Origin of the sequence: Weizmannia sp. FSL W8-0401 (assembly GCF_038009125.1) — a bacterium.
In the GTDB taxonomy this organism is placed as follows: Bacteria; Bacillota; Bacilli; order Bacillales; family Bacillaceae_C; genus Weizmannia; species Weizmannia coagulans.
Map to the genome: position 1 here is coordinate 790,340 of NZ_JBBPAG010000001.1, position 21,293 is coordinate 811,632.

16 protein-coding genes are annotated in these 21,293 nt (G+C 48.4%); 11 read left to right on the top strand and 5 right to left on the bottom strand.

Annotated elements, in window-relative coordinates; translation table 11 throughout:
* Positions 1–66 precede the first annotated feature (66 nt).
* A complete protein-coding gene (gene metA / locus NSU00_RS03645; protein WP_019721663.1) occupies positions 67–972 on the top strand; it encodes a homoserine O-acetyltransferase MetA in 906 nt (301 codons plus the stop codon).
* 97 nt (positions 973–1,069) lie between these two features.
* Here metA and NSU00_RS03650 read toward each other — a convergent pair whose 3' ends face one another.
* Positions 1,070–2,548 (bottom strand): MDR family MFS transporter, encoded by a 1,479-nt coding sequence (locus NSU00_RS03650; RefSeq protein ID WP_340702370.1) that lies wholly within the window; start codon positions 2,546–2,548, stop codon positions 1,070–1,072.
* A 201-nt stretch (positions 2,549–2,749) separates the two neighbouring features.
* Between NSU00_RS03650 and nagA the strand changes: the two genes are divergently transcribed.
* From nagA to NSU00_RS03665, 3 genes are all read left to right on the top strand, one after another.
* Complete coding sequence (gene nagA, locus NSU00_RS03655) at positions 2,750–3,883, top strand: N-acetylglucosamine-6-phosphate deacetylase (protein WP_029142736.1); 1,134 nt, start codon at positions 2,750–2,752, stop codon at positions 3,881–3,883.
* 225 nt (positions 3,884–4,108) lie between these two features.
* Entirely contained in the window at positions 4,109–4,837 is a 729-nt protein-coding gene (gene nagB / locus NSU00_RS03660; RefSeq protein ID WP_017553752.1) for a glucosamine-6-phosphate deaminase, read from the top strand.
* A complete protein-coding gene (locus NSU00_RS03665) occupies positions 4,830–5,540 on the top strand; it encodes a GntR family transcriptional regulator (protein ID WP_013858594.1) in 711 nt (236 codons plus the stop codon). Before nagB ends, NSU00_RS03665 begins: the two co-directional genes overlap by 8 nt.
* Positions 5,541–5,637: 97 nt before the next feature.
* Here NSU00_RS03665 and NSU00_RS03670 read toward each other — a convergent pair whose 3' ends face one another.
* Both NSU00_RS03670 and NSU00_RS03675 read right to left on the bottom strand, forming a co-directional pair.
* Positions 5,638–6,888: a C40 family peptidase gene (locus tag NSU00_RS03670; protein ID WP_340703434.1), complete on the bottom strand. Its 1,251-nt coding sequence runs from the start codon at positions 6,886–6,888 to the stop codon at positions 5,638–5,640.
* 677 nt (positions 6,889–7,565) lie between these two features.
* The gene (locus tag NSU00_RS03675) at positions 7,566–9,068 is read right to left on the bottom strand and encodes a methyl-accepting chemotaxis protein (protein WP_340703435.1); all 1,503 of its coding nucleotides are present in this window, start codon (positions 9,066–9,068) and stop codon (positions 7,566–7,568) included.
* A 117-nt stretch (positions 9,069–9,185) separates the two neighbouring features.
* Here NSU00_RS03675 and NSU00_RS03680 point away from each other — a divergent pair, with 117 nt between their 5' ends.
* Complete coding sequence (locus tag NSU00_RS03680) at positions 9,186–11,192, top strand: penicillin-binding transpeptidase domain-containing protein (protein ID WP_340703436.1); 2,007 nt, start codon at positions 9,186–9,188, stop codon at positions 11,190–11,192.
* Positions 11,193–11,683: 491 nt separating this feature from the next.
* Positions 11,684–12,721 (top strand): glycosyltransferase family 4 protein, encoded by a 1,038-nt coding sequence (locus NSU00_RS03685; RefSeq protein WP_013858600.1) that lies wholly within the window; start codon positions 11,684–11,686, stop codon positions 12,719–12,721.
* Between the two features lie 311 nt (positions 12,722–13,032).
* Here the strand turns inward: NSU00_RS03685 and NSU00_RS03690 are convergent, their stop codons facing one another.
* Positions 13,033–13,671, bottom strand: a complete 639-nt coding sequence (locus NSU00_RS03690; protein WP_340703437.1) for a YigZ family protein — start codon at positions 13,669–13,671, stop codon at positions 13,033–13,035.
* Positions 13,672–13,943: 272 nt separating this feature from the next.
* On the opposite strand from NSU00_RS03690, the gene NSU00_RS03695 reads away from it, so the two are divergent.
* Together NSU00_RS03695 and NSU00_RS03700 are read left to right on the top strand one after the other, a co-directional pair.
* Positions 13,944–15,107 (top strand): sensor histidine kinase, encoded by a 1,164-nt coding sequence (locus tag NSU00_RS03695; protein WP_340703438.1) that lies wholly within the window; start codon positions 13,944–13,946, stop codon positions 15,105–15,107.
* Between the two features lie 2 nt (positions 15,108–15,109).
* A complete protein-coding gene (locus tag NSU00_RS03700) occupies positions 15,110–15,793 on the top strand; it encodes a response regulator (RefSeq protein WP_013858603.1) in 684 nt (227 codons plus the stop codon).
* Between the two features lie 280 nt (positions 15,794–16,073).
* Here NSU00_RS03700 and NSU00_RS03705 read toward each other — a convergent pair whose 3' ends face one another.
* Complete coding sequence (locus NSU00_RS03705) at positions 16,074–17,498, bottom strand: amino acid permease (RefSeq protein ID WP_035180264.1); 1,425 nt, start codon at positions 17,496–17,498, stop codon at positions 16,074–16,076.
* A gap of 565 nt (positions 17,499–18,063) precedes the next feature.
* Here NSU00_RS03705 and NSU00_RS03710 point away from each other — a divergent pair.
* From NSU00_RS03710 to NSU00_RS03720, 3 genes are all read left to right on the top strand, one after another.
* Positions 18,064–18,906: a DegV family protein gene (locus NSU00_RS03710; RefSeq protein ID WP_340703439.1), complete on the top strand. Its 843-nt coding sequence runs from the start codon at positions 18,064–18,066 to the stop codon at positions 18,904–18,906.
* Positions 18,907–19,201: 295 nt separating this feature from the next.
* Positions 19,202–20,587 carry a DEAD/DEAH box helicase gene (locus tag NSU00_RS03715; protein ID WP_328014175.1) on the top strand — a complete coding sequence of 462 codons (1,386 nt, stop codon included), beginning with the start codon at positions 19,202–19,204 and terminating at the stop codon, positions 20,585–20,587.
* Positions 20,580–21,287, top strand: a complete 708-nt coding sequence (locus NSU00_RS03720; RefSeq protein ID WP_340702375.1) for a ComF family protein — start codon at positions 20,580–20,582, stop codon at positions 21,285–21,287. Before NSU00_RS03715 ends, NSU00_RS03720 begins: the two co-directional genes overlap by 8 nt.
* Positions 21,288–21,293 lie beyond the last annotated feature (6 nt).

Sequence of the window (21,293 nt, forward strand, 5' to 3'; positions counted from 1 at the left end):
AGCAAACGGCAGAAAACCGATATAATGAAAAATACATGACAACTGAGTATGGGGGAGACGTTGAAAATGCCAATCAATATACCGAAAGATTTACCTGCCGGAGAGCTGCTGAGACAAGAGAAAATTTTTGTGATGGATGAGGACAGGGCGAGAACGCAGGATATCCGTCCGCTGAATATATTAATCTTAAATTTAATGCCGGAAAAAGAAAAAACGGAGTTGCAGCTGCTGCGCCTCCTCGGCAATACGCCGTTGCAGGTCAACATCACTTTTCTCCGGACGTCGACTTACCAATCCAAAAACGTCAGCAGCTACCATTTAGAACATTTTTACACGGTTTTTGACGAAGTGAAAGGCCGCCGTTTTGACGGGATGATTATTACCGGCGCCCCAGTTGAAAAAATGGACTTCGAAGCGGTGGATTATTGGGACGAGCTGAAGAAAATCATGGATTGGACCAAAACCAATGTCACGTCGACATTACATATTTGCTGGGGTGCGCAGGCTGCATTGTATTACCATTATGGCATTGAGAAGTACGAACTGCCGGAAAAGTGTTTCGGCATTTTCAAACACCGCTTGTTTTTGCCGATGGTTAAGCTGGTCCGCGGATTTGATGAGGTTTTTAACGCGCCCCATTCCCGTTATACGGATGTTGCGCGCGCAGCCATTGAAAACCATCCGGAACTTCAGCTCGTTTCCATATCGGAAGAGGGCGCGCCGTTCATTGTAATGGATGAAAACGGGAAAAATATTATGATCACCGGCCATTTGGAATATGATGCAACAACCCTCGCTGATGAATATGTGCGCGATCAGCAAAAGGGGCTTGGCACCGCCCTCCCGAAAAATTATTTTCCGAATAACGATGCCAATGAGAGGCCGCTCCATACGTGGCGCTCGCACAGCTATTTGCTGTTTTCCAACTGGCTGAACTATTATGTATATCAGGAAACACCGTATCAATGGTAAACAAAGGGCTGTCCCGCAAACAGGGGCGGCTTTTTTAAAAATCCGCAACTGCCCTGCCGGAATCATCTGAAAAACAAAAAAGAGGCAGCCCCGCGTATCAGGACAGCCCCTTTTCCCCTTCCGCTTTCGGAACCGCGAAAGAGAGAAGAAAACAAACAAGTGAAATTACGGCAAGCAGGATGAAAATCGAATGAATGCCTGAAAAAAGCACATGCCGCAGCCATTCGCGCGCCGCTTCCGAAAATCGGCCCGCGCTTTCCGGATTGATCAGCCTGTTCAGCGAATTCGTCGTAAACCCGCCCGGATTGCCTTTCGCAAGTTCCTCGGCAATCTTTGCATTGAAATACGTACCGAATACAGCGGAACCGGCCGACTGCCCCAGATTCCGGAAAAATGTATTCGATGCTGTCGCCGCCCCGCGCAATGACCAGTCCACCGCCGACTGCACCGAAACGAGCGAGATCGTCATGACAATCCCGAACCCGAATCCGGAAATGGCGGAGAAAACGTAAAAACTCCATTCCTGCGTTCCCAATGAGAACAGGCTGAGCCAGACTGTGCTTCCTAAAATGAAGGCCATTCCCGTTAAAAACGCCAAACGGTCCCCGTATTTCAGCTGAAGCCTTCCGCCGGCAAAAGAGCCGAGCATCCACAGGACGGGGCTCGGTGCCAGCATGAGCCCGGATAGCGTTGCGCCATGCCCTTCAAGCCCTTGGATCCACATCGGAATATAAACGTTAATCCCCATCAGAACGGCACTGCCCAAAAAACAAACCAGATTTGAAACCGAAATGGCCCGGATGTGGAACAACGAAAGCGGCATTAATGGATCCGGATGCCGGTACTCAATCAAAATGAATAAACCAAGGAGAATGACACTGCCTGCTAACAATCCCAAGATCACCGGGTTTCCCCAGTCGTTTGTATCCCCGCCTTTTTGCAGGGCGTAAAGCAATGCGAGCATCCCGGCGGAAAAGGTGGCAGCCCCCCATACATCAATCGCATTTTCCGTTTTTTCCACCCGCTCATGTAAAAACAGGATGACCATCAAAACGGAAATCGAGCCAAACGGGAGATTGATGAAAAAGATCCAGTGCCAGGTGAGCTCGTCGACAAAGAAACCGCCGAAAAGAGGCCCGATGACACCGGCAATGCCCCATGCCGCTCCCATAAACCCGAGCATTTTCGCCCGTTTTTCATGCGGATAAATATCGGCAACGATGGTATTCGTAACCGGCATGATCGCCCCGGCCCCGATTCCCTGAATGGCACGGAACACAATCAGTTTCCCCATCGAACCGGCGAGACCGCACAATGTCGAACCGGCAAGGAAAACAATGGTGCCGGCCGTAAAAATTTTTTTGCGGCCGTACAAATCCGCAAGCTTCCCAAAAATTGGAACCGTTACCGCGGAAGTGAGCAAGTAAATGGCAAATACCCAGTTCATCACGCCGATCCCTTTCAGATCGCTTACAATCCGCGGCATCGCGGTGCTAACAATGGTTCCCTCAATGGCTGTTAAAAAGGTGGCCACAAACAAAGCAATCGTGACCGCCTTGATATTGGTTTGCTTCATAAAAAATCCTCCATGATTTGTTCGTTCTGCACTTTTTCTAGTATATCTCAACTTACCGCGGAAAAATAGATTTACAGACAATCAGGAAAGAACCTGTATAAAAAGAAATCCTTTCTCCATAATAAAGATTGACAACTGAAACACAATAAATGATAATTGGTATAGACAACTATATAAATTTTAAAAAAGAGGTGTTTCCCGTTGGCGGAAAAAGTGCTGATTCACAGCAATCTTTATACAGGAAATGAACATATTGCAGACGGATTTATCCGGTTTACAGATAAAATCATTGAAACCGGCAAAATGGCAGATTACCGGCCGAAAGCAGGAGAAGAAGTGATCGACGGGAAAGGGATGACAGCCATCCCGGGCATGATTGATGTCCATATCCACGGCGGTTATGGCATTGATGCGATGGATGCCGATCCGGAGGCGCTCGTTACATTAAGCCAAAAATTGCGGAAGGAAGGTGTAACTTCCTTTTTCGCAACAACGATGACCCAGGATTACGGAAAAATCGAAGCCGCCTTGCGTGCCGTGAAAGCGGCAAAAGAAAAAGGGGGCACAACGATCGAAGGGATTCATCTCGAAGGGCCGTTTGTTTCAAAAAAAAGAGCGGGGGCCCAGCCGCTTGAATATATCAAGGCGCCGGATACGGAACTGTTTTTAAGATGGGTTGAAGCTTCCGGGAATCTTATTAAGCTCGTCACCTACGCCCCAGAAAATGAAGGTGCACGGGAATTTGAAAATGTGATGATTGAACGCGGCATCGTGCCTTCCATGGGCCATTCAGATGCCGTCCGTGCTGAACTGTTACAAAGCAAGGCAACCCATGCGACCCATCTTTATAATGCCATGCGCGGCCTGCACCACCGCGAGCCCGGCGTTGCAGGGCATGCGTTGCTGTCACCTTATGTACAAGTGGAACTGATTGCTGACGGCCTCCATGTGCACCCGGATATGGTGAAGTTCACGTATGAAATAAAGGGGCCGGAAAAAATCTCCGTCATTACCGATGCGATGCGGGCGAAAGGATTGCCGGACGGGGAGTCGGAGCTCGGCGGCCAGAAAGTGCTGGTGAAAAACGGGGAAGCCCGGCTTGAAAATGGTGCGCTTGCCGGCAGCATCTTAAAGATGGACGATGCGTTCCGCAACATCATGAAATTTACCGGCTGCTCCATTTCGGAAGCGGTACAGATGACTTCCGTGAACCAGGCGCGCGAGTTCGGCCTCACGCAAAAAGGAAGCCTGGCAGCTGGTAAAGATGCCGATTTCGTACTGCTGGATGAACAATGGCAAGTCAAAACAACATACCATCTTGGAGAGCAGGGATAACGCGCATAAACTGTTGCCAACCACAGGCGTGCGGGTTCGGTCCCGGCTAAAACTGGAAAGATGCCGATTTTGTCCCGCTGGATGCACCATGGCACGTTAAACTAACGTATCATTTTGGAAAGCGGGATAACACGCAACCTGCTGTGGACCATGCGTGTAAGAAATGTGTCTGATGGCCAGGAAAGACAGATTAAAAAACGATGATCTTGGAAAGCGGGGATAAAAATGAACGTGGAAATTTTTAAAACAAGCGATGAAGCAGCAAAATACGCCTATGAACTGATCGAAAAAGGGATCCGGGAAGGGCAAATCCGCACGCTCGGGCTTGCGACAGGGGGCACGCCGCTGAAACTGTATGCGTACATGCGGAATGCCGGACTGGACGTTTCAAATGTCACCACCGTCAATCTTGATGAATATGTGGGCCTCAAAGATACAGATGAACACAGCTACCACTATTACATGGAAAAAGAACTGTTTTCGCATATGAATTTTAAACAATCGTATCTGCCTGATGGAACGGCAGAAGACCTCGAAGAAGAATGCGCGCGGTATGAAAGAATTTTAAAATTGCATCCGGTCGACCTGCAAGTGCTCGGCATCGGTAAAAATGGGCACATCGGCTTTAATGAACCGGGCACTTCCTTCCATTCCAGAACGCATATTGTCGAACTGACCGAATCGACGCGGGAAGCAAACCGGCGCTTTTTCGAAAGAGAAGAAGATGTGCCGGACCGCGCCCTTTCGATGGGGATTGCTTCGATTATGGACGCGAAAAAAATCGTTCTGCTGGCATTCGGCAAAAGCAAAGCTGAAGCAGTCCGCAGCATGATCAAAGGTCCGGTGGACGAAGCCTGCCCGGCATCCGTTCTGCAAATGCATCCGGATGTCGTTGTCGTTGCTGATGTAGATGCCGCTTCTTTGCTGGAGGATGCTGGAAAGCGCCATGATTGACAAAACCTCCCCGATCCCGATTTACTTTCAAATTCAGGAAGAAATCCGAAAGAAAATTAGGGAGAGGGAATGGAAAACAGGTGAAGCCATTCCGTCTGAACGGGTACTAAGCGAACTTTTTGAAGTGAGCAGAATGACAGTCCGCCAGGCGGTACAAGGTTTGGTGGATGAAGGCATTTTAATGAGAAAACGGGGAAGCGGCACGTTTGTCAGCGAACATAAGGTAGAGCAGCCTTTGGAAGGGCGGATGAGTTTTACGCGGCTGATGGAAGAGCGCGGGATGAAAGCTTCGAATAAAATCGTGGCGTTTCTGGAAAGGGAAGCCTCCGTGCAGGAAATGGAGGCACTCGCGCTGGAAGAGCCGGAACACGTTCTCCATATCGAGCGGCTCCGTTACGGGGATGAGATCCCGATTGTATTCGAATCGATCATCACCCCGGCAAGGATTTCGGCAGGGCTTACGGAAGAGAAATTAAACCGTTCTTTCTACCAGTTTCTCGAACGCGAAAAGGGATTGCGGCTCGGAAAAGGGGTCCAGACAATTGAAGCCGTTGCGGCGAGCGCACGGCTGGCAAAACTGTTAAAAGTGGCCCCGGGTTCGCCGGTACTGTCCATTGAACGCGTAACTTCGCTTTCGGATGGCACGCCGTTTGAATATGTCAAAGCGCAATACGCCGGCAGCCGCTTTAAATTTTATATGTAGGAAGGGTCAAACAGGTCATGCCGGGGCAAGCCGGTACAGATGCAAAAAAACCGCGGAATCTTCCGCGGTTTTTTAGTTCAATTTATAGAACGGCAAATTAATACAAACGTTTATAGCTGTCAAAATGGGATTTCCAGTAATTGTAGCTGACAGAAGAAACAGACACGCCATCGGAATTCGCGGCGATAAACCGGCCGCCGCCGAGATAGATACCAACATGCGTGATCGCGCTCGGATTGGTTCCGTACGTGCCTTCAAAGAAGACAAGATCTCCCGGTTTCGGGCTGCTCACATAGTAAGAACGGTTATAAAGGCCTGCTGCATTCGTACGGGAAATATCGTACCCGGCTTTTTTATATACATAATAGATAAAGCCGCTGCAGTCAAATCCGGACGGGCTCGTGCCGCCCCACACATACGGCGTGCCGATTAAGCTGTTCGCAATGCTGATTAAAGAAGATACAGAATGGGTACTGCCTGAAGTTGTATCGACTGTTGTGACCGATGTGGAAGAATCGGACGGACTGCCGGTTACTTTCAGCTTCTGGCCGGCATAAATCAAGTCGGAACTTAAATTGTTCAAAGATTTAAGCTTACTGACGGTGATTCCGTACTGTTTGCTAATGCCGGACAATGTGTCTCCGCTTTTTACCGTGTATGTAGCCGTAGCCGTGGAACCGGAACTGTTTGAACTTGCAGCGCCTGCCGTTCCCGATGTGGAGGAACCGGATGAGCTGCTACCGGTTACTTTTAGCTTCTGACCGGAAAAAATCAAATCGGAACTTAAATTGTTCAAAGATTTTAGCTTGCTGACAGTTGTCCCAAACTGTTTGCTAATGCCGGATAATGTGTCTCCGCTTTTTACTGTGTATGTAGTCGTGGAACTGGAACTGCCGGTTGAACGCGAACTGCTGCTTGAACTGGACGAGGAAGCGGAATCTGCCCCTTTGGAAACAGCCAATACGTCACCGGGATGGATCAGCGATGAAGAGAGCTTGTTCCAGCTCATTAAGTTTGAAACCGATATGCCGTGGTTTAAGGCAATCGTGCTCAATGTATCCCCCGGCTTGACCGTGTACGTTTTGGCAGAAGAGGATGGGGCCGAAACAGAACGTGCCGAAGCTTTTGCCTTGGACGCTGAAACGTTCAGTACCTGGTTCGGGTAAATCGTGTCAGATGCCAAATGGTTGGTTGATTTCAATGCATCAACGGACGTATTATACTTCTTTGCAATTTTCCAGAGGGAATCCCCTTTTTGGACTTTATATGTCTGGGCAAATGCCTGCGATGTAAACGAAGTGGCCAGAATGGTTGTAGCGGCAACAGAAAAGACAGTTTTCTTTCTCACACTCGTGTAACCTCCATTTATATTTTTATCTCTCTATTTAACATTCTATCAAAATTTTTTCACAATGGTACCCCATTTCGGCATTTTATAGGAAAAGATTGCACTTTTTTCCAATGAAAGCGGCAGAAATAGCGAAATTTGTTAAGATATCCGGCAAAATCGAAGGTCTTTCTTAACATAGAGTTCGTCTACGTTAAGATACCCGGGAAAACTGAGGGTCTTCCTTAACATAGAGCGGTTCTACGTTAAGATATCCATAAAAATTCCGCGTCTTCCTTAACGTAGAAGCGTTCTATGTTAAGATACCCGGCAAAACCGAGGGTCTCCCTTAACCTAGAGCGCGACTACGTTAAGATATCCGCAAAAATTTTCTCGCTTCCTTAACATAGAGTGCGTCTACGTTAAGATACCCGGCAAAATTGAGAGTCTTTCTTAACATAGAGCACGTCTACGTTAAGATATCCATAAAAATTCCGCGTCTTCCTTAACGTAGAGTGCTTCTATGTTAAGATATCCGGCAAAATCGAAGGTCTTTCTTAACCTAGAGCGCGACTACGTTCAGATACCCGTAAAAATTCCGCGTCTTCCTTAACATAGAAGCGTTCTATGTTAAGATACCCGGCAAAATCGAGGGTCTTCCTTAACCTAGAGTGCGTCTATGTTAAGATATCCGTCTGCTAAATGATTTGATCGGCAAACTTTTTCTGCATTTTTTCGGTTTTTGCCCGGAACTGCTCCGCCTGGACAGCCGCTTCGTTGAGCGTTTCTGCGATCGTATGGTGGTCATTCGTTAAGCTTTCAATCGTGGCTGACATTTCTTCCAGGCTGGCAGAGGTTTCTTGAATGATGGCCGCGAGTTCGCTTGATGCGCCTTCCACGCCATGCGCCTTTTCGGTCACTTTTTTGGATAACGTATCGAATTCTTTAAACTTCTCAACCTGCCCGTTTAAAGTTTTTAATAGTTTACGGAAATAGGTCGTTACATTTTGGCTTGATTCCGCTGTCGTCAAAATTTGCGTGCTGCTTAATTCCAGCTTATCCCGTGCCGCCGCGTTGCTCTGGTTCAAATCAGCCAAATTATGGTTAATTTTTTCGGTGGTTTCGTGTGTCGTTTCCGCAAGGCGCCGGATTTCATCGGCAACAATCGAAAACCCGCGGCCTGCTTCCCCAGCGCGTGCCGCTTCAATCGAAGCATTCAGCGCAAGCAGGTTCGTCTGTTCTGTAATTTGTTTGATGCTGTCGGTGAACGTATTCGTTTCTTCCACTTTTTGCGTTAACACTGTAAATGTGTTGTTCAGCTCCATAATCGTATCTACCACATCACTGATTTCAAGCGTTAAATTTTCTACCGCCTTTTCACCGGCTTTTGCCGTTTCCTGTGCTTCAAGCGATTCGTTTGTCAGTTCACCGGACATTTGTGTTAAAAATTCCATCGATTGCACCGTATCTCCGGCGTGTCCGGCAATTTGCGTAATCTGCTCACTTTGGGTTACACTGCCTTTAGAGATTTCATGAACGGCGGACTTCATTTCGTTTTGGGCATGTAAATTGGTCTGAATATTGTCGTTCACATTGGAAACGCGGTCAAGAATCTCCGCCATTTCCTGCCGGTAAGCCGAACCTTGATCTTCCATGGTTTGAAGGGTTTTCTTTATGGATAAAAGAAAAGAATCCATCAAATTTTGATGCAGGTAGATCATGGCGTATAATAAAATTGCGGTTAAAACATAGCAGAGCAAAGCGGTCGGGACCAGGTTATGAATGAGGCCCGAATCGGCGGCCGGCACCAAGTAGCTGGCAAGAAATCCGGCAATGCCAAGACCGGCTCCGATAAAGAAAAGGACATTTTCAAACTGCAATGCCGCATAAGCAAGCAGAAAGAAAAACAAAATGTCTACGGAAAAGCTGTTTTGAACAAAAAGGGTGGCATATATTCTGAACAAATAAGAAATGATGACGCTCGCATAAGAAAACAAGCGGAATTTTTTCATGGCGCGCCCGAGTGTAAAATACAGTGCCAGAAGAACAACGATTTCCACGCCGTACAGGACAGCCATTCCGGCCTCTTGTTTGTAAAGATATGTTACAAAAACGACCAGCAGGGCAACAAGCAGGGTAATAAACATGAGAAGACTTTTTTTGCGCATGTTGTCTGCTTTTAACTGTGTAATGATGTCCACGTTCTTACCTCCAAATCTAGTTCTTCTTATCTAACACAAATGTAACACAAAAACCGGCAAACTTCTCCATTTTTTTCTCAAAAGGTGGAAACTTGTCGTTGTCAGGGAGGAGATTTTTTGAGGAAATATGTATTTATCATCGGTTTGCTGCTCGGGGTTTTGGCGGCCCTTGCCGGTTGCGAAAAAACGCCGACACCGAATGAACGCCTTGCAGATTATGTAAAAGCATGGAAGCAGGAAAAATTTGCGGAAATGTACCAAAGTTATGTATCGGCTTCCACAAAGAAAACGTATGCGAAAAAAGAGGTGGCGGACCGGTACAAAAAAGTGTACGGGGACTTGAATGTTTCAGATTTAAATGTTTCATACAAACCGTTGGATAAAGACGCCTATAAAAACAAAGAGAAAGTTACCGTACCGGTCAAAATTTCGTTCCAAACCTCAGCCGGAAAAGTCGCCTACAAGGATAAAGTGGCGCTTGTAAAGGAAAAACGGGACAAAAAAGAAAACTGGTATGTTGATTGGAAGCCGGATCTCATTCTCCCGCATTTGGCCAAAGGGGATACGATTAAAGTGTCCGAACAAAACGCTGTCCGCGGGGAAATTTTGGACCGGAACGGAAAAGCATTGGCCCAAAACGGCAGCGTGTACCAAATTGGCGTCATTCCGGAACAATTGAAAGGGGATAAACAAGCGGATATGCAAAAAGCTGCCGACCTGCTTGGCATGCCAGCAGATGAAATCAAACAAAAACTGGACGAGGACTGGGTGCAGCCTCATTTGTTTGTCCCGTTAAAAAAAGTCCCGATGGAGAAGAAGGATCTCGTGAAAAAAGTCACCTCCATCCCGGGCTTTTCTTCGCAAACGGTTGGTGCCCGCGTTTATCCTTATGGGAAAGCCGCTGCGCATTTAACCGGTTATATCGGTGCGATCACTGGCGAAGAACTGAAAAAACTGCAAAAGAAAGGCTATACTGCGGAGAGTGTAGTCGGCAAGCGCGGGCTCGAACAGTTGTATGACCAAAAGCTCCGCGGCCGGGCAGGAGAAAAAATTTACATCGAGAAGCAGGACGGCAGCACCTATACCGTTGCTGAGCAAAAAGTGAAAAACGGCGAAAATATCAAAGTCACAATCGATGCCGAATTGCAAAAGAAAATTTACAATCAAATGAAGGGGGATGCCGGCACGGCCGCGGCCATCCAGCCGAAAACGGGTGACGTGCTTGCCCTTGTAAGCACGCCTGCTTTTGACCCGAATGATTTTATTTCAGGCATGTCTTCTTCCACTTACACGAAGCTTGAAAAAGATCCGGGTAAGCCGCTCATTAACCGGTTTGCCCTTACGTATGCGCCGGGTTCAACGATCAAGCCGGTCACAGCTGCCATTGCGCTTGATACCGGGACTACAACAGCCGCGGCAACAAAAACGATTACAGGGACTTCATGGCAAAAGAGCGCTGACTGGGGCAGCTATAAAGTGACCCGCGTCCACGCCAACAACAGCCCGGAAAACATGGAAAAAGCGCTAGTGTTATCCGATAATATCTTTTTCGCCCAAACCGCGCTTGATATCGGGGCGGACAAATTTGCAAAAGGCCTGAAGGGTTTCGGATTCGGGGAAGACATTCCGTTTGCGTATCCGTTAAAGGCATCGCAAATTTCGTCCACCGGCAAGTTCAGCAGCGACATCCAGCTTGCGGACACAGGTTACGGCCAGGGGCAGATGCAAATGAATATTCTCCATCTCGCCATCAGCTACACGCCGTTTTTAAATAGCGGCGATGAACTGAAGCCAAATTTGCTTGCGGGTGAAAAAACAAAAGTTTGGAAACATGCTGCCAGCAGCAAAACTACCGGGGAGATTTCCGGCATGCTCCGCCAGGTTGTTGCGGATCCGTCCGGCACGGCGCACGCTGCCAATATCTCCGGGGCGCAGCTTGCGGGAAAAACGGGCACCGCTGAACTGAAAAAGAGCCAAAAAGACCAAAACGGCAAAGAAAACGGCTTTTTCGTCGTATATGACGAGAAAAACCCGAATATGCTTGTTGCGATGCTGATTGAAGATGTTAAACACCGCGGCGGCAGCGGGCTTGTCGTGAATAAAGCCGTAAATCTGTTTCGATAAGTAAAATTTGCAACGGCCATCCGGCCATCCCCCTGCAGAAAACGGTAAAGCCCAATTCCGGCACAAAAAGCAGTATTCCGGGGAGCGACACGGATGCCCGTGTGGCCGCTAAAAAGGCCTGTTTTTAGATGCCGGCCGCTTCGCTTAAACAACGCGATTCTTGTTCCAAGGGCATCCTGACGCTAAAATGGCCGGGGATGCCCTTTTTTGCAGTTTTTTGGGCACGGCAAAAAAACGCTGGCGGCCATCCTGCTGCGAAAAAAAGCATGAAAAATAGTAGATTCGCTCAAATGATAGTGGATAAATTGTCGGAGAACAATTATAATGATTACAGTGAATTTCGGGTAAATATTTTTTTAAGCTTATGTTAAGAAAGTTAAGGTATGATGTTTTCGAGAAGAAGTGAAACGGTTATCATGCTCAGGCATCGGTGGCGCGTTCACGACCACTTCAATCCTTATTGGTTATGATCAACCAAAGGAGGCAGCACATTGATATTCCTGACCTTGTTTATATGCTTTATGCTCACAATACTCCTGACGCCGCTGATCAAAAAACTGGCGATCCGGATCGGGGCAGTTGACAAGCCGAACCAGCGGAAAGTCCATATGAAAGTCATGCCCCGTTTAGGCGGCCTCGCCATTTATATCAGTTTTATCGCCGGCGTGCTGTTGCTTCAGCCGGACAACCCGCATTCGCTGCCTATTTTGCTCGGCAGCTTGATTATTGTTTTAACGGGCATCATTGATGATATAAGAGAGCTGTCGCCGCGCGTCAAACTCATGGGCCAGCTGGCAGCCGCACTGGTTGTCGTTTTAAGCGGCATTCATGTCGAATTCATCAATCTTCCTTTCGGCGGACAGCTGGAATTTGGGATTTTCAGCATCCCGCTGACGATTTTGTGGATTGTCGGCGTCACGAATGCCATCAACTTAATTGACGGATTGGATGGGCTGGCTGCGGGGGTTTCCTCGATTGCACTGCTGACGATTTCCGGCATGGCGATCATTATGGGGGACGCCTATGTGACGGTGCTCGGCCTGATTTTGATGGCCAGTACGATTGCGTTCTTATTTTATAATTTTTATCCGGCAAAGATTTTTATGGGCGATACCGGCGCGCTTTTTCTAGGCTACATGATTTCCGTGCTGTCATTGCTCGGCTTTAAAAATGTAACCTTTATTTCCTTGATTATTCCGGCGCTTATTCTCGGTGTGCCGATTTCGGATACCTTCTTTGCGATTATCCGCCGGCTTGTCCATAAGCAGCCTTTATCGGCCCCGGATAAGTCGCATTTGCACCATTGCCTGCTGCGCCTCGGCTTTTCACACCGCCAAGTCGTGCTGATTATTTATGCGATTGCTGCCATGTTCAGCCTCGCCGCCTTTATCTTCTCGATGGCGACGCTTTGGGGCTCGCTCATTTTTATCGGTGTGATCCTGATTACAATTGAAATTTTCGTTGAAAGCATCGGCCTGGTCGGAAAAGATTATAAGCCGCTGTTAAATTTTATAAAAAACCGGTCATAGCCGTCCGGATCCACCGGGGCCGTTCCCGCAATAAATAATCCGGGGCGGTACCTGCACACAACCGCAACTGGCAGTTTCAGGTTTGCGGTTTTGGCAGCCCCTGGTCATTGTAACGATGATGCCGTTCCGGCCGGCTGAAAACCTGTTTTGCAAGTCCCAAATTTTACGTCAATCTGGCTGAGATTTCAGTATCTCCCGCCACGGCCGGTTGTGTCCGGCTCAGCGCTTGTTCAGCCGTTTGCGGTATAAAAAAGCAGAAAGCCGGATGACGGGCTTTCCGCTTCTGCTTTTTCTAATTTGTGCGTTTCTCTTTACCGGGCAACATCCGTTTCCAAATAAAGTTTTTCTCCCTCGGCCACATCCGCCTGCCCGTTCGTTAAATCTGAAATCCACGTTTCAAAAGCATGCTGTTTCCCTTCTTTTACATAAATATCCAGCTCCACCTGCCCGAGGTACCGGATTTCTTTTATTTCATAAGGGGAATGGTGCAGCGCATTCTCGACTTTTCCGAGCCACGTATAATCCAGTTTGACATGGAAAGTGGCGGTAAGCGTCCTTTTGACGATGCCGCATGCGTTGATGCCTTCTGAAGCTGCTTTGCTGTACGCACGGATCAACCCGCCGGCTCCGAGTTTAATCCCGCCGAAATAGCGCGTCACCACGACTGCCGTATCCTTCAAATCCTTCTTTTTCAGCACTTCCAGCATCGGAACGCCCGCTGTGCCGGCCGGTTCGCCGTCATCCGATGCTTTCTGAATGAGATTCTGCTCACCGATCATATAAGCGGAACAGTTGTGATTAGCGTCCCGGTGCTTCTTTTTCACAGAAGCGATAAAACTGAGCGCCTCCTCTTCCGATTCCGCCCGCTTCACATGGGCGATAAACCGTGATTTCTGGATATCTATTTCATGCACAGCCTCGCCTTTGACTGTATAATATTCTTTTAACATTGCAACCTTCCTTTAGCAAAACCTGTTTTTCTCTCATTATAACATGCTTTTGTATGATATAATTTCAGTATATAAGAATATGTTGAAACTGCCGTATATCGGGTCGTGTTTTCCTACGAAAGTACCTGGGAAAATAGTCCTGATATACGGTTATACTTTATTTTCTGATCGTTTACCGGCGGTTTTCGCGCTAAAATAACATTAGCCGCGTGTGTGCTGTGGCTTGCCCTGCTTTCGGATAAGCCTTTATTATACCTTTTGGGGGAAGTAAGATGACTTTTAAAACATTCGACTCCAAAGCATTGGATGCGATCCTGGAGAAAATGGTTGCAACAGTTGAAGAAAGCAAACACGAAATTTTTGAAATCGGAGAAAGATGCCGCCAGGATTACGATGCGCTCATCAATGAGCTTGAGGAAGTCAAAGCAACAGTGGCTAAAGTCATTGAGCAGACAGACGAGCTGGAAACGAAGTCCAAATTTGCAAGGCGGCGCCTGGCGGAAGTAAGCCAGCATTTCCGGGACTTTTCCGAAAAGCAGGTGCGCGAAGCTTATGAGAAGGCACATACGATCCAAATCCAGCTGTCCATGAACCGGCAGCGCGAACTTCAGCTGCGTGAAAGAAGAAATGAACTGGAACGCAGGCTGTATTCATTAAAGGATACGATTGATCGGGCCAATCATCTCGTCTCGCAAACAACGGTCGTGTTAAATTATTTAACAAGCGACTTGCAAAATATCAGTGAGGCGATTGAAGATGCAAAGCATAAACAGGAATTCGGTTTGCGTGTCATTGAAGCGCAGGAGGAAGAGCGGAAACGTATTTCCCGGGAGATTCACGACGGTCCCGCACAAATGCTGGCCAATATGCTGCTCCGTTCCGACCTGGTGGAAAAAATTTATCATGAAAATGGCATGGAGGAAGCCATTGCTGAAATGCGCACGTTAAAAGAACTGGTGCGCGATTCATTGAAAGAAGTGCGGCGCATTATTTACGATTTGCGGCCGATGGCATTAGACGATCTCGGGCTGATTCCGACGCTCAAAAAATATTTGTCTACGATTGAAAACTATAAAGGGAGCCCGGTTATTACATACAGGCATCTCGGGGAAGAACGAAGGCTTCCGACCAATTATGAAATCGCGCTTTTCCGCCTCATCCAGGAATCCGTCCAAAATGCGTTAAAGCATGCGAAGGCGACGGAAATCCAGGTGAAATCGGAGCTGAGGAAAAACAGTTTTATCGCGACAGTCAAAGACAATGGCGTCGGTTTTGATATCCGCAGCATTCGCGAAGGGGCTTTTGGCATTGTCGGCATGAGGGAACGAGTCAGCCTTTTAAATGGTGAAATTTCCATTCATTCAAAAAGAGGAGCGGGAACATTGGTGATTATCCAAATCCCGATGCAATTAGACTTGGAAAAGGAGAAAAGGTGACCATGACGGTAAAAATTGCGATTATTGACGACCACCAGTTGTTCCGAGAGGGCGTCAAGCGGATTTTGGAATTTGAAAAAACATTTGAAGTGGTAGCCGAGGGTGAAGACGGCGAGGAGGCGCTCGGCATTATTGAAAAATACCATCCGGATGTTGTCCTGATGGATATCAATATGCCGCACCAAAACGGGGTAGAGGCAACAAGAAAGCTGATCGAGGCCTACCCGGAAACAAAAATTATTATTCTTTCCATTCACGATGATGAATCGTATGTCACTCACGCATTAAAATCGGGCGCAACCGGTTATTTGCTAAAAGAAATGGATTCCGATGCGCTGATTGAAGCCGTGAAGGTGGTTGCTGAAGGCGGCAGTTACCTGCATCCGAAAATTACCCATAATCTCGTGGAAGAGTTCCGCAAATTGTCGAACCGCTATACACCGGGTGGCGCCTACCAGCAGCCGCCGGCAGTTGTCCCGCCGCTGCATTTGCTCACGCCGCGCGAGTGCGAGGTGCTGCAGCTGCTCGCGGACGGAAAAAGCAACCGGGCGATCGGAGATGCTTTATACATAAGTGAAAAAACAGTGAAAAACCATGTAAGCAATATTTTGCAAAAATTAAAAGTAAAAGACCGTACCCAGGCGGTGGTAACCGCCATTAAAAACGGGTGGGTTGAAGTCCGCTAAAACAAGGCCTTGGCCGTACACTTATGTATGTCAAGGCCTTGAATGGCGCACAAAAAGGATCTCCGGTTCGCGTCCGCGCGCCGGAGATCCTTTTTTTAACTATACACCTGTATGCCACCTTCATTTTCCGGTGTTTCATTGTAAAAGGGCAAAAAGCGTTCGTCCGTACGCTTTTTGCCCTCTTTGAAGAAAAATGGCGGCATAATGCAAATGCTATTTTGCTTTTCCGCTGCCCCGCCCGGCATTTTATACAGGTGTTGCTTTCTGCGTTTTTCCTGCTTTAATTTTTAACTGGGTCAGCTGGCGTTCTGCCATCTTTCCAATGCCCGAGTTCACTGTGCCGGTACCCGTATCCGAAATAAATGGCAAGCCCGATGATGAACCATATGAGAAAGCCAATCCAGGTCACTTTCGACAGGTGGACCATTAAATAACCGCAGGCGGCCACTGCCAGTACCGGAATAACCGGGACGAACGGGGTTTTAAAACTGCGCGGGATGTCCGGCCGTGTTTTTCTGAGCACAATAACGCTGATCGAGACAACAATAAAAGCAAACAAAGTGCCGATATTGGTCAATTCTGCAAGCTGGTTCAGCGGAACAACGGCTGAGAAAACCGTTGCCATCAGCCATGTCAAAATGATGCTTCTTGTCGGCGTTTTTGTTTTTTCCGTCAGTTTCGAGATCGATTTTGGAAGCAGGCCGTCGCGGCTGATCGCAAAGAACAGGCGCGTCTGCCCGTACATCATGACAAAGAGAACGGTTGTAATGCCAAGAATCGCACCGAGTGAAACAAAGCCTGCCACCCAATTTTGATGGACAACACGGAGCGCAAACGCAACCGGATCGCCGACATTCAGCTTGGCATACGGAATCATCCCGGTCAGCACTGCGGATACAGCGACATAAAGGACAATGCAAATCGCTAGGGAAGAAATAATCCCGATCGGCATATCCCGTTGCGGGTTGCGAACCTCTTCTGCCGCAGATGAAACGGCATCAAATCCGATGTAAGCGAGGAATGCGGTTGCCGCCCCTTTAATGATGCCGCTAAAGCCATAAGGCATGAAAGGCGTCCAGTTCTCCGGTTTGACATAAAAAATCCCGACGGCGAGGAACAATAAAATGACGCCGATTTTGATGCAGACCATGACATTATTGATTTTGCTCGATTCCTTCACGCCGGTCAACAACACAGCAGACAGGAAGAAAACGACCACAACAGCCATCAGGTCGATATACGAACCCTTGGCCGGATTATAGGCGCCGCTTAAAGCCTGTGGCAAATGGATGCCGAATCCGCGCACCAGATCCTGGAAATAGGCGGACCAGCCGCTCGCTACAACTGAACAGGCCAGGCCGTATTCCAGAATTAAGTCCCATCCAAGCACCCAGGCAAACAACTCGCCAAACGTTGCATAACTGTAAGTGTATGCACTTCCCGAAGCAGGGATCATAGAGGCGAATTCAGCGTAACATAAAGCTGTTAACGCACAGGCAATCCCTGAAAAAATAAAGGACAGAATAATAGCCGGGCCTGCCGCCTGCGCAGCAACGATACCGGTCAAAACAAAAATGCCTGTTCCGATGACTGCCCCTACGCCAAGCATGGTCAAATCAAAGGGGCCAAGGGCTTTTTGCAGGCTCTTTTTTCCGCGGGCCTGCTTAAGCATGTAATCCATTGATTTTTTCCTGAATAATTCCATCTCGAAAATCTCCTTCTATTTGCAGCCAACCCAGTGATGAAGATGTGATCCAATAATTTTGCCAACGGAGAATTTTCAAATATTTTAAATCTGATTGTTACATCTTTTTATCTCTGAGTTGCATGCACCATTTGAGTTACCTTAGACATTCTACAAAATATGACATGATTTGTAAAGGACAGATAAAACAGAAAATTAAGTTTTGAGAAAGGCGAAAACACGAACATTTTATAGAAAAAATTCATTTTTCCATAAAAGAAAGCGCCATCAAGTGAATGATTGCATGCTGGACCATACGAATTCTTCCTTTTTTGGCTTCCAGGTATGGTATTATTTACAATTTTGTATAATTTTCGTCATTTTGTAAGGGAAAATATTTTTGCAGTGAAGAGAATCTCCGGCATGAATGAAAAATATGTTGCGCACTTGCAGAAAAACTGAAAGGAAAATTTAGAAAAAGCGCCAGCCACAAAACAGATTTCCATATTGCGCAGAAAGAAGACGGCTGACAAACGGTTCCTGATTCTATAAAATAAAAATAGTAAAGCGGAAGGGAGATGGAAAAATGAGGACGGCTATTGTGACCGACAGTACCGCTTATATTCCAAAAGAAGTACGCGAAAAATACTCGATTTACATGATTCCATTGAATGTGATTTTCGGGAAGGAAGAATACCGCGAAGAAATTGACATTACAGCAGAGGCGTTTTTTGAAAAAATGCGCACGGCGGACGAGCTCCCGACATCCTCGCAGCCGTCAATCGGCCAGTTTGTCGAACTGTTTGAACAGCTTAAAAAAGACTACGATGCCGCAATCAGCATCCACTTGTCCAAAAAAATCAGCGGGACATACCAGGGTGCCGTGGCCGCTTCCGGGATGGTGGAAGGGATCAAAGTTTACCCTTACAATTCCGGATGGAGCTGCATGGCACAGGGATTTTACGCGATTGATGCGGCGAAAATGGCGCTTGCCGGAAAAGAACCGGAAGACATCCTCGCCCGCCTCGATGAATTAAAAGCATCCACGAAAGCCTACTTCATAGTCGATGATCTCACCCACCTTCAGCGCGGCGGAAGGCTGTCCGGATCGCAGGCCGTTATTGGCAGCCTGTTAAAAATCAAGCCGCTTTTAACTTTTGTCGACGATGAAATTGTCCCGTTTGAAAAAATCCGCACCCAGAAAAAAGCGCTCAACCGGATTTTTGACCTGCTCGGCGAGGATGCCGCCAAAGGCTTGCCGCTGAAATGCTCCATTATCCATGCTAACCGGGAAGAACAGGCGCTTGAAATCAAAGATGAACTGGAAAAACGGTTTCCAAACGTCGATTTTTCGGTCAGCTACTTCGGCCCGGTCATCGCCACCCACCTTGGCGAAGGCGCGATCGGCGTTGCCTGGATGCTGAAATAAGAGCCAGGCTGTTCCAAATCGCTGGAACAGCCCGGCAAGATGGGATCGTCCGGGATAAACCTGGCATAACAGGCCCGGGGACAAGCCTTGAAACCTGCCGGGCAGCCAATACCTTTTGAGGATTTTAGCGATTAAGCGTATCCTCCCCGGGACAAGCCCTTAACCCCGCCGGCCAATCCGCGATTGAATAAGCAGTTGTAATCCATGCATCCGTACAGGCTTTTTCCCGAATCCGTTTGGAACCGGGCCGCCCCATTTGCCCACCTCCCCCGCAATTGACAAAGGAGTGATCACTTTGCCTTCTGTTTTCTCCGAACAGCTTCAACACCACCTCGCAGGGAGGATCCTGCTCGAACCGGAAATCCCTTTTTCGCCGGAACTGCTCGAACAGCACTTAAAACAAGGCTGGATCCGCGCTGAGCCGGCGATTCAGGGCGAATTCCCGCACTGTGTCTGCTTGCGCTGCGGCAACCGCGCGCCGCATCTTTTTGCCGAATTCCCTTGCGCCCACTGCGGGAAAACGAGCATCTATTGCCGGAACTGCCTGATGATGGGGCGGGTTACCGCATGCAAGCCGCTTTTCACATGGGCAGGCCCTGCGCCCGCATTCCACCCGCCCCGGCACCCGCTCCATTGGGAAGGGACCCTCTCTGAAGGGCAGCAGGCCGCATCCGAAGCGGTCAAAATAGCCATTCTCCAAAAAAATGAGCTCTTGGTTTGGGCGGTTTGCGGAGCAGGTAAAACAGAGGTCCTTTTTAACGGGATTGAAGCGGCGCTTGCAAACGGCGAACGCGTCTGCATCGCGACACCAAGGACAGATGTCGTCCTTGAACTTGCCCCCCGCTTCCGCCGCGTTTTCCCGGATATTCCGATTGCCGCGCTCTACGGCGGCAGCCCTGACCGCCATAAATGGGCGCAGCTCGTGATCTCCACTACCCACCAGCTGTACCGCTTCGCATCTGCTTTCGATGCCGTAATTGTGGATGAGGTGGACGCTTTTCCGTATACTTTCGATGAAACGCTGCAGCGCGCCGTCCAAAAAGCGGCAAAAGATAGGTGCGCCCGCATTTATCTTACCGCAACGCCGGGTGAAACATGGCAACTTGAATGCAAGACAGGTAAGCGCCCGTTTGTCACGATCCCGGCCCGCTATCACCGCAAGCCCCTCCCTGTTCCTGTATTCAAATGGGCAGGCAACTGGCGAAAAAAGTTTGAGAAAGGCAAGCTCCCGGTTCCGGTTGAAGCATGGGTAAAAAAGAGGCTTGAATCCGGAAAACAGGCGCTTCTTTTTCTCCCGAACATCCGCCTCATGAAAAAAGCAGAGCCGGTTTTTAAACAGCTGCATCCAGCGATTGAATCGGTGCACGCAGAAGACCCGGATCGGAAAGAAAAAGTGGAAAGGATGCGCGCCGGCAAAACGCCGCTTTTGCTAACAACGACCATTCTTGAACGCGGCGTCACGTTTCCGAATATTGATGTCTGTGTCGTCGGGGCGGAAGATGCTATCTTTACGGAAGCTGCCCTCGTCCAGATCGCGGGCCGAGCCGGAAGAAGCGCCGATTTCCCAAGTGGGGACGTGACGTTTTTCCATTACGGAAAATCAAATGCGATGGTGAAAGCACAGCGCCATATTCTCTCCATGAATGAAGAAGCGGGAAAGCGGGGGTTGCTCGATGCATGAATATTGCCTGTTCTGCCACCAGCCGCTTACCCGTAAACTGTCCTGGCACAATCTGATTTTTCCGCAGCCCGGGCCGCTTCTTTGCGAAGACTGCCGCGCGCAGCTTGAAAAAATTGCACCGCCCGTCTGCCCGAAATGTTCCCGGCCCCTTGCCAGGCTGGATGCTTCTTATCGGGAGGGGGATCTGTGCCTTGACTGCGCCAGATGGGAACAAGACCCAGAATGGGCGGGCGTGCTGGATGAAAACATTTCGCTTTATACGTACAACGATTTTTGCAAAGATATTTTTACCCGTTTCAAATTTCGCGGAGATTATGCGCTCGCCGCCATTTTTGCGGACGGCATCAAAGAGGTGCTTAAGTCCCGCACATTTGACTGCATCGTACCAGTCCCACTCAGCCCGGAGCGCCTTTCCGAGCGGCTTTTTAACCAGGCGGAGGCGCTCGCCCGTGCCGCCGGGTTCGAAACGGCAAACATTCTTCACCGCGTCCATGCTGAAAAACAATCGAAAAAAACACGGGCTGGCCGCATCCATCAGGCCCAAACTTTTTATATGGAAAAAGACATTTCAATCGAAGGCCGTTCCGTTTTGCTGGTGGATGATATTTATACGACGGGTTCGACCGTCCGCCATGCAGCAAAAGTGTTGCGTGAAGCGGGCGCCCGGAAAATTGTATCGTTAACCGCGGCAAGAAGTTAAACTCAA

Coding starts and splice junctions, on each gene's coding strand:
- NSU00_RS03710 (WP_340703439.1), top strand. CDS start 18,064: ATGAGGACGGCTATTGTGACCGACAGTACCGCTTATATTCCAAAAGAA.
- NSU00_RS03690 (WP_340703437.1), bottom strand. CDS start 13,671: ATGTTAAAAGAATATTATACAGTCAAAGGCGAGGCTGTGCATGAAATA.
- NSU00_RS03695 (WP_340703438.1), top strand. CDS start 13,944: ATGACTTTTAAAACATTCGACTCCAAAGCATTGGATGCGATCCTGGAG.
- NSU00_RS03700 (WP_013858603.1), top strand. CDS start 15,110: ATGACGGTAAAAATTGCGATTATTGACGACCACCAGTTGTTCCGAGAG.
- metA (WP_019721663.1), top strand. CDS start 67: ATGCCAATCAATATACCGAAAGATTTACCTGCCGGAGAGCTGCTGAGA.
- NSU00_RS03705 (WP_035180264.1), bottom strand. CDS start 17,498: ATGGAATTATTCAGGAAAAAATCAATGGATTACATGCTTAAGCAGGCC.
- NSU00_RS03720 (WP_340702375.1), top strand. CDS start 20,580: ATGCATGAATATTGCCTGTTCTGCCACCAGCCGCTTACCCGTAAACTG.
- NSU00_RS03665 (WP_013858594.1), top strand. CDS start 4,830: ATGATTGACAAAACCTCCCCGATCCCGATTTACTTTCAAATTCAGGAA.
- NSU00_RS03650 (WP_340702370.1), bottom strand. CDS start 2,548: ATGAAGCAAACCAATATCAAGGCGGTCACGATTGCTTTGTTTGTGGCC.
- nagB (WP_017553752.1), top strand. CDS start 4,109: ATGAACGTGGAAATTTTTAAAACAAGCGATGAAGCAGCAAAATACGCC.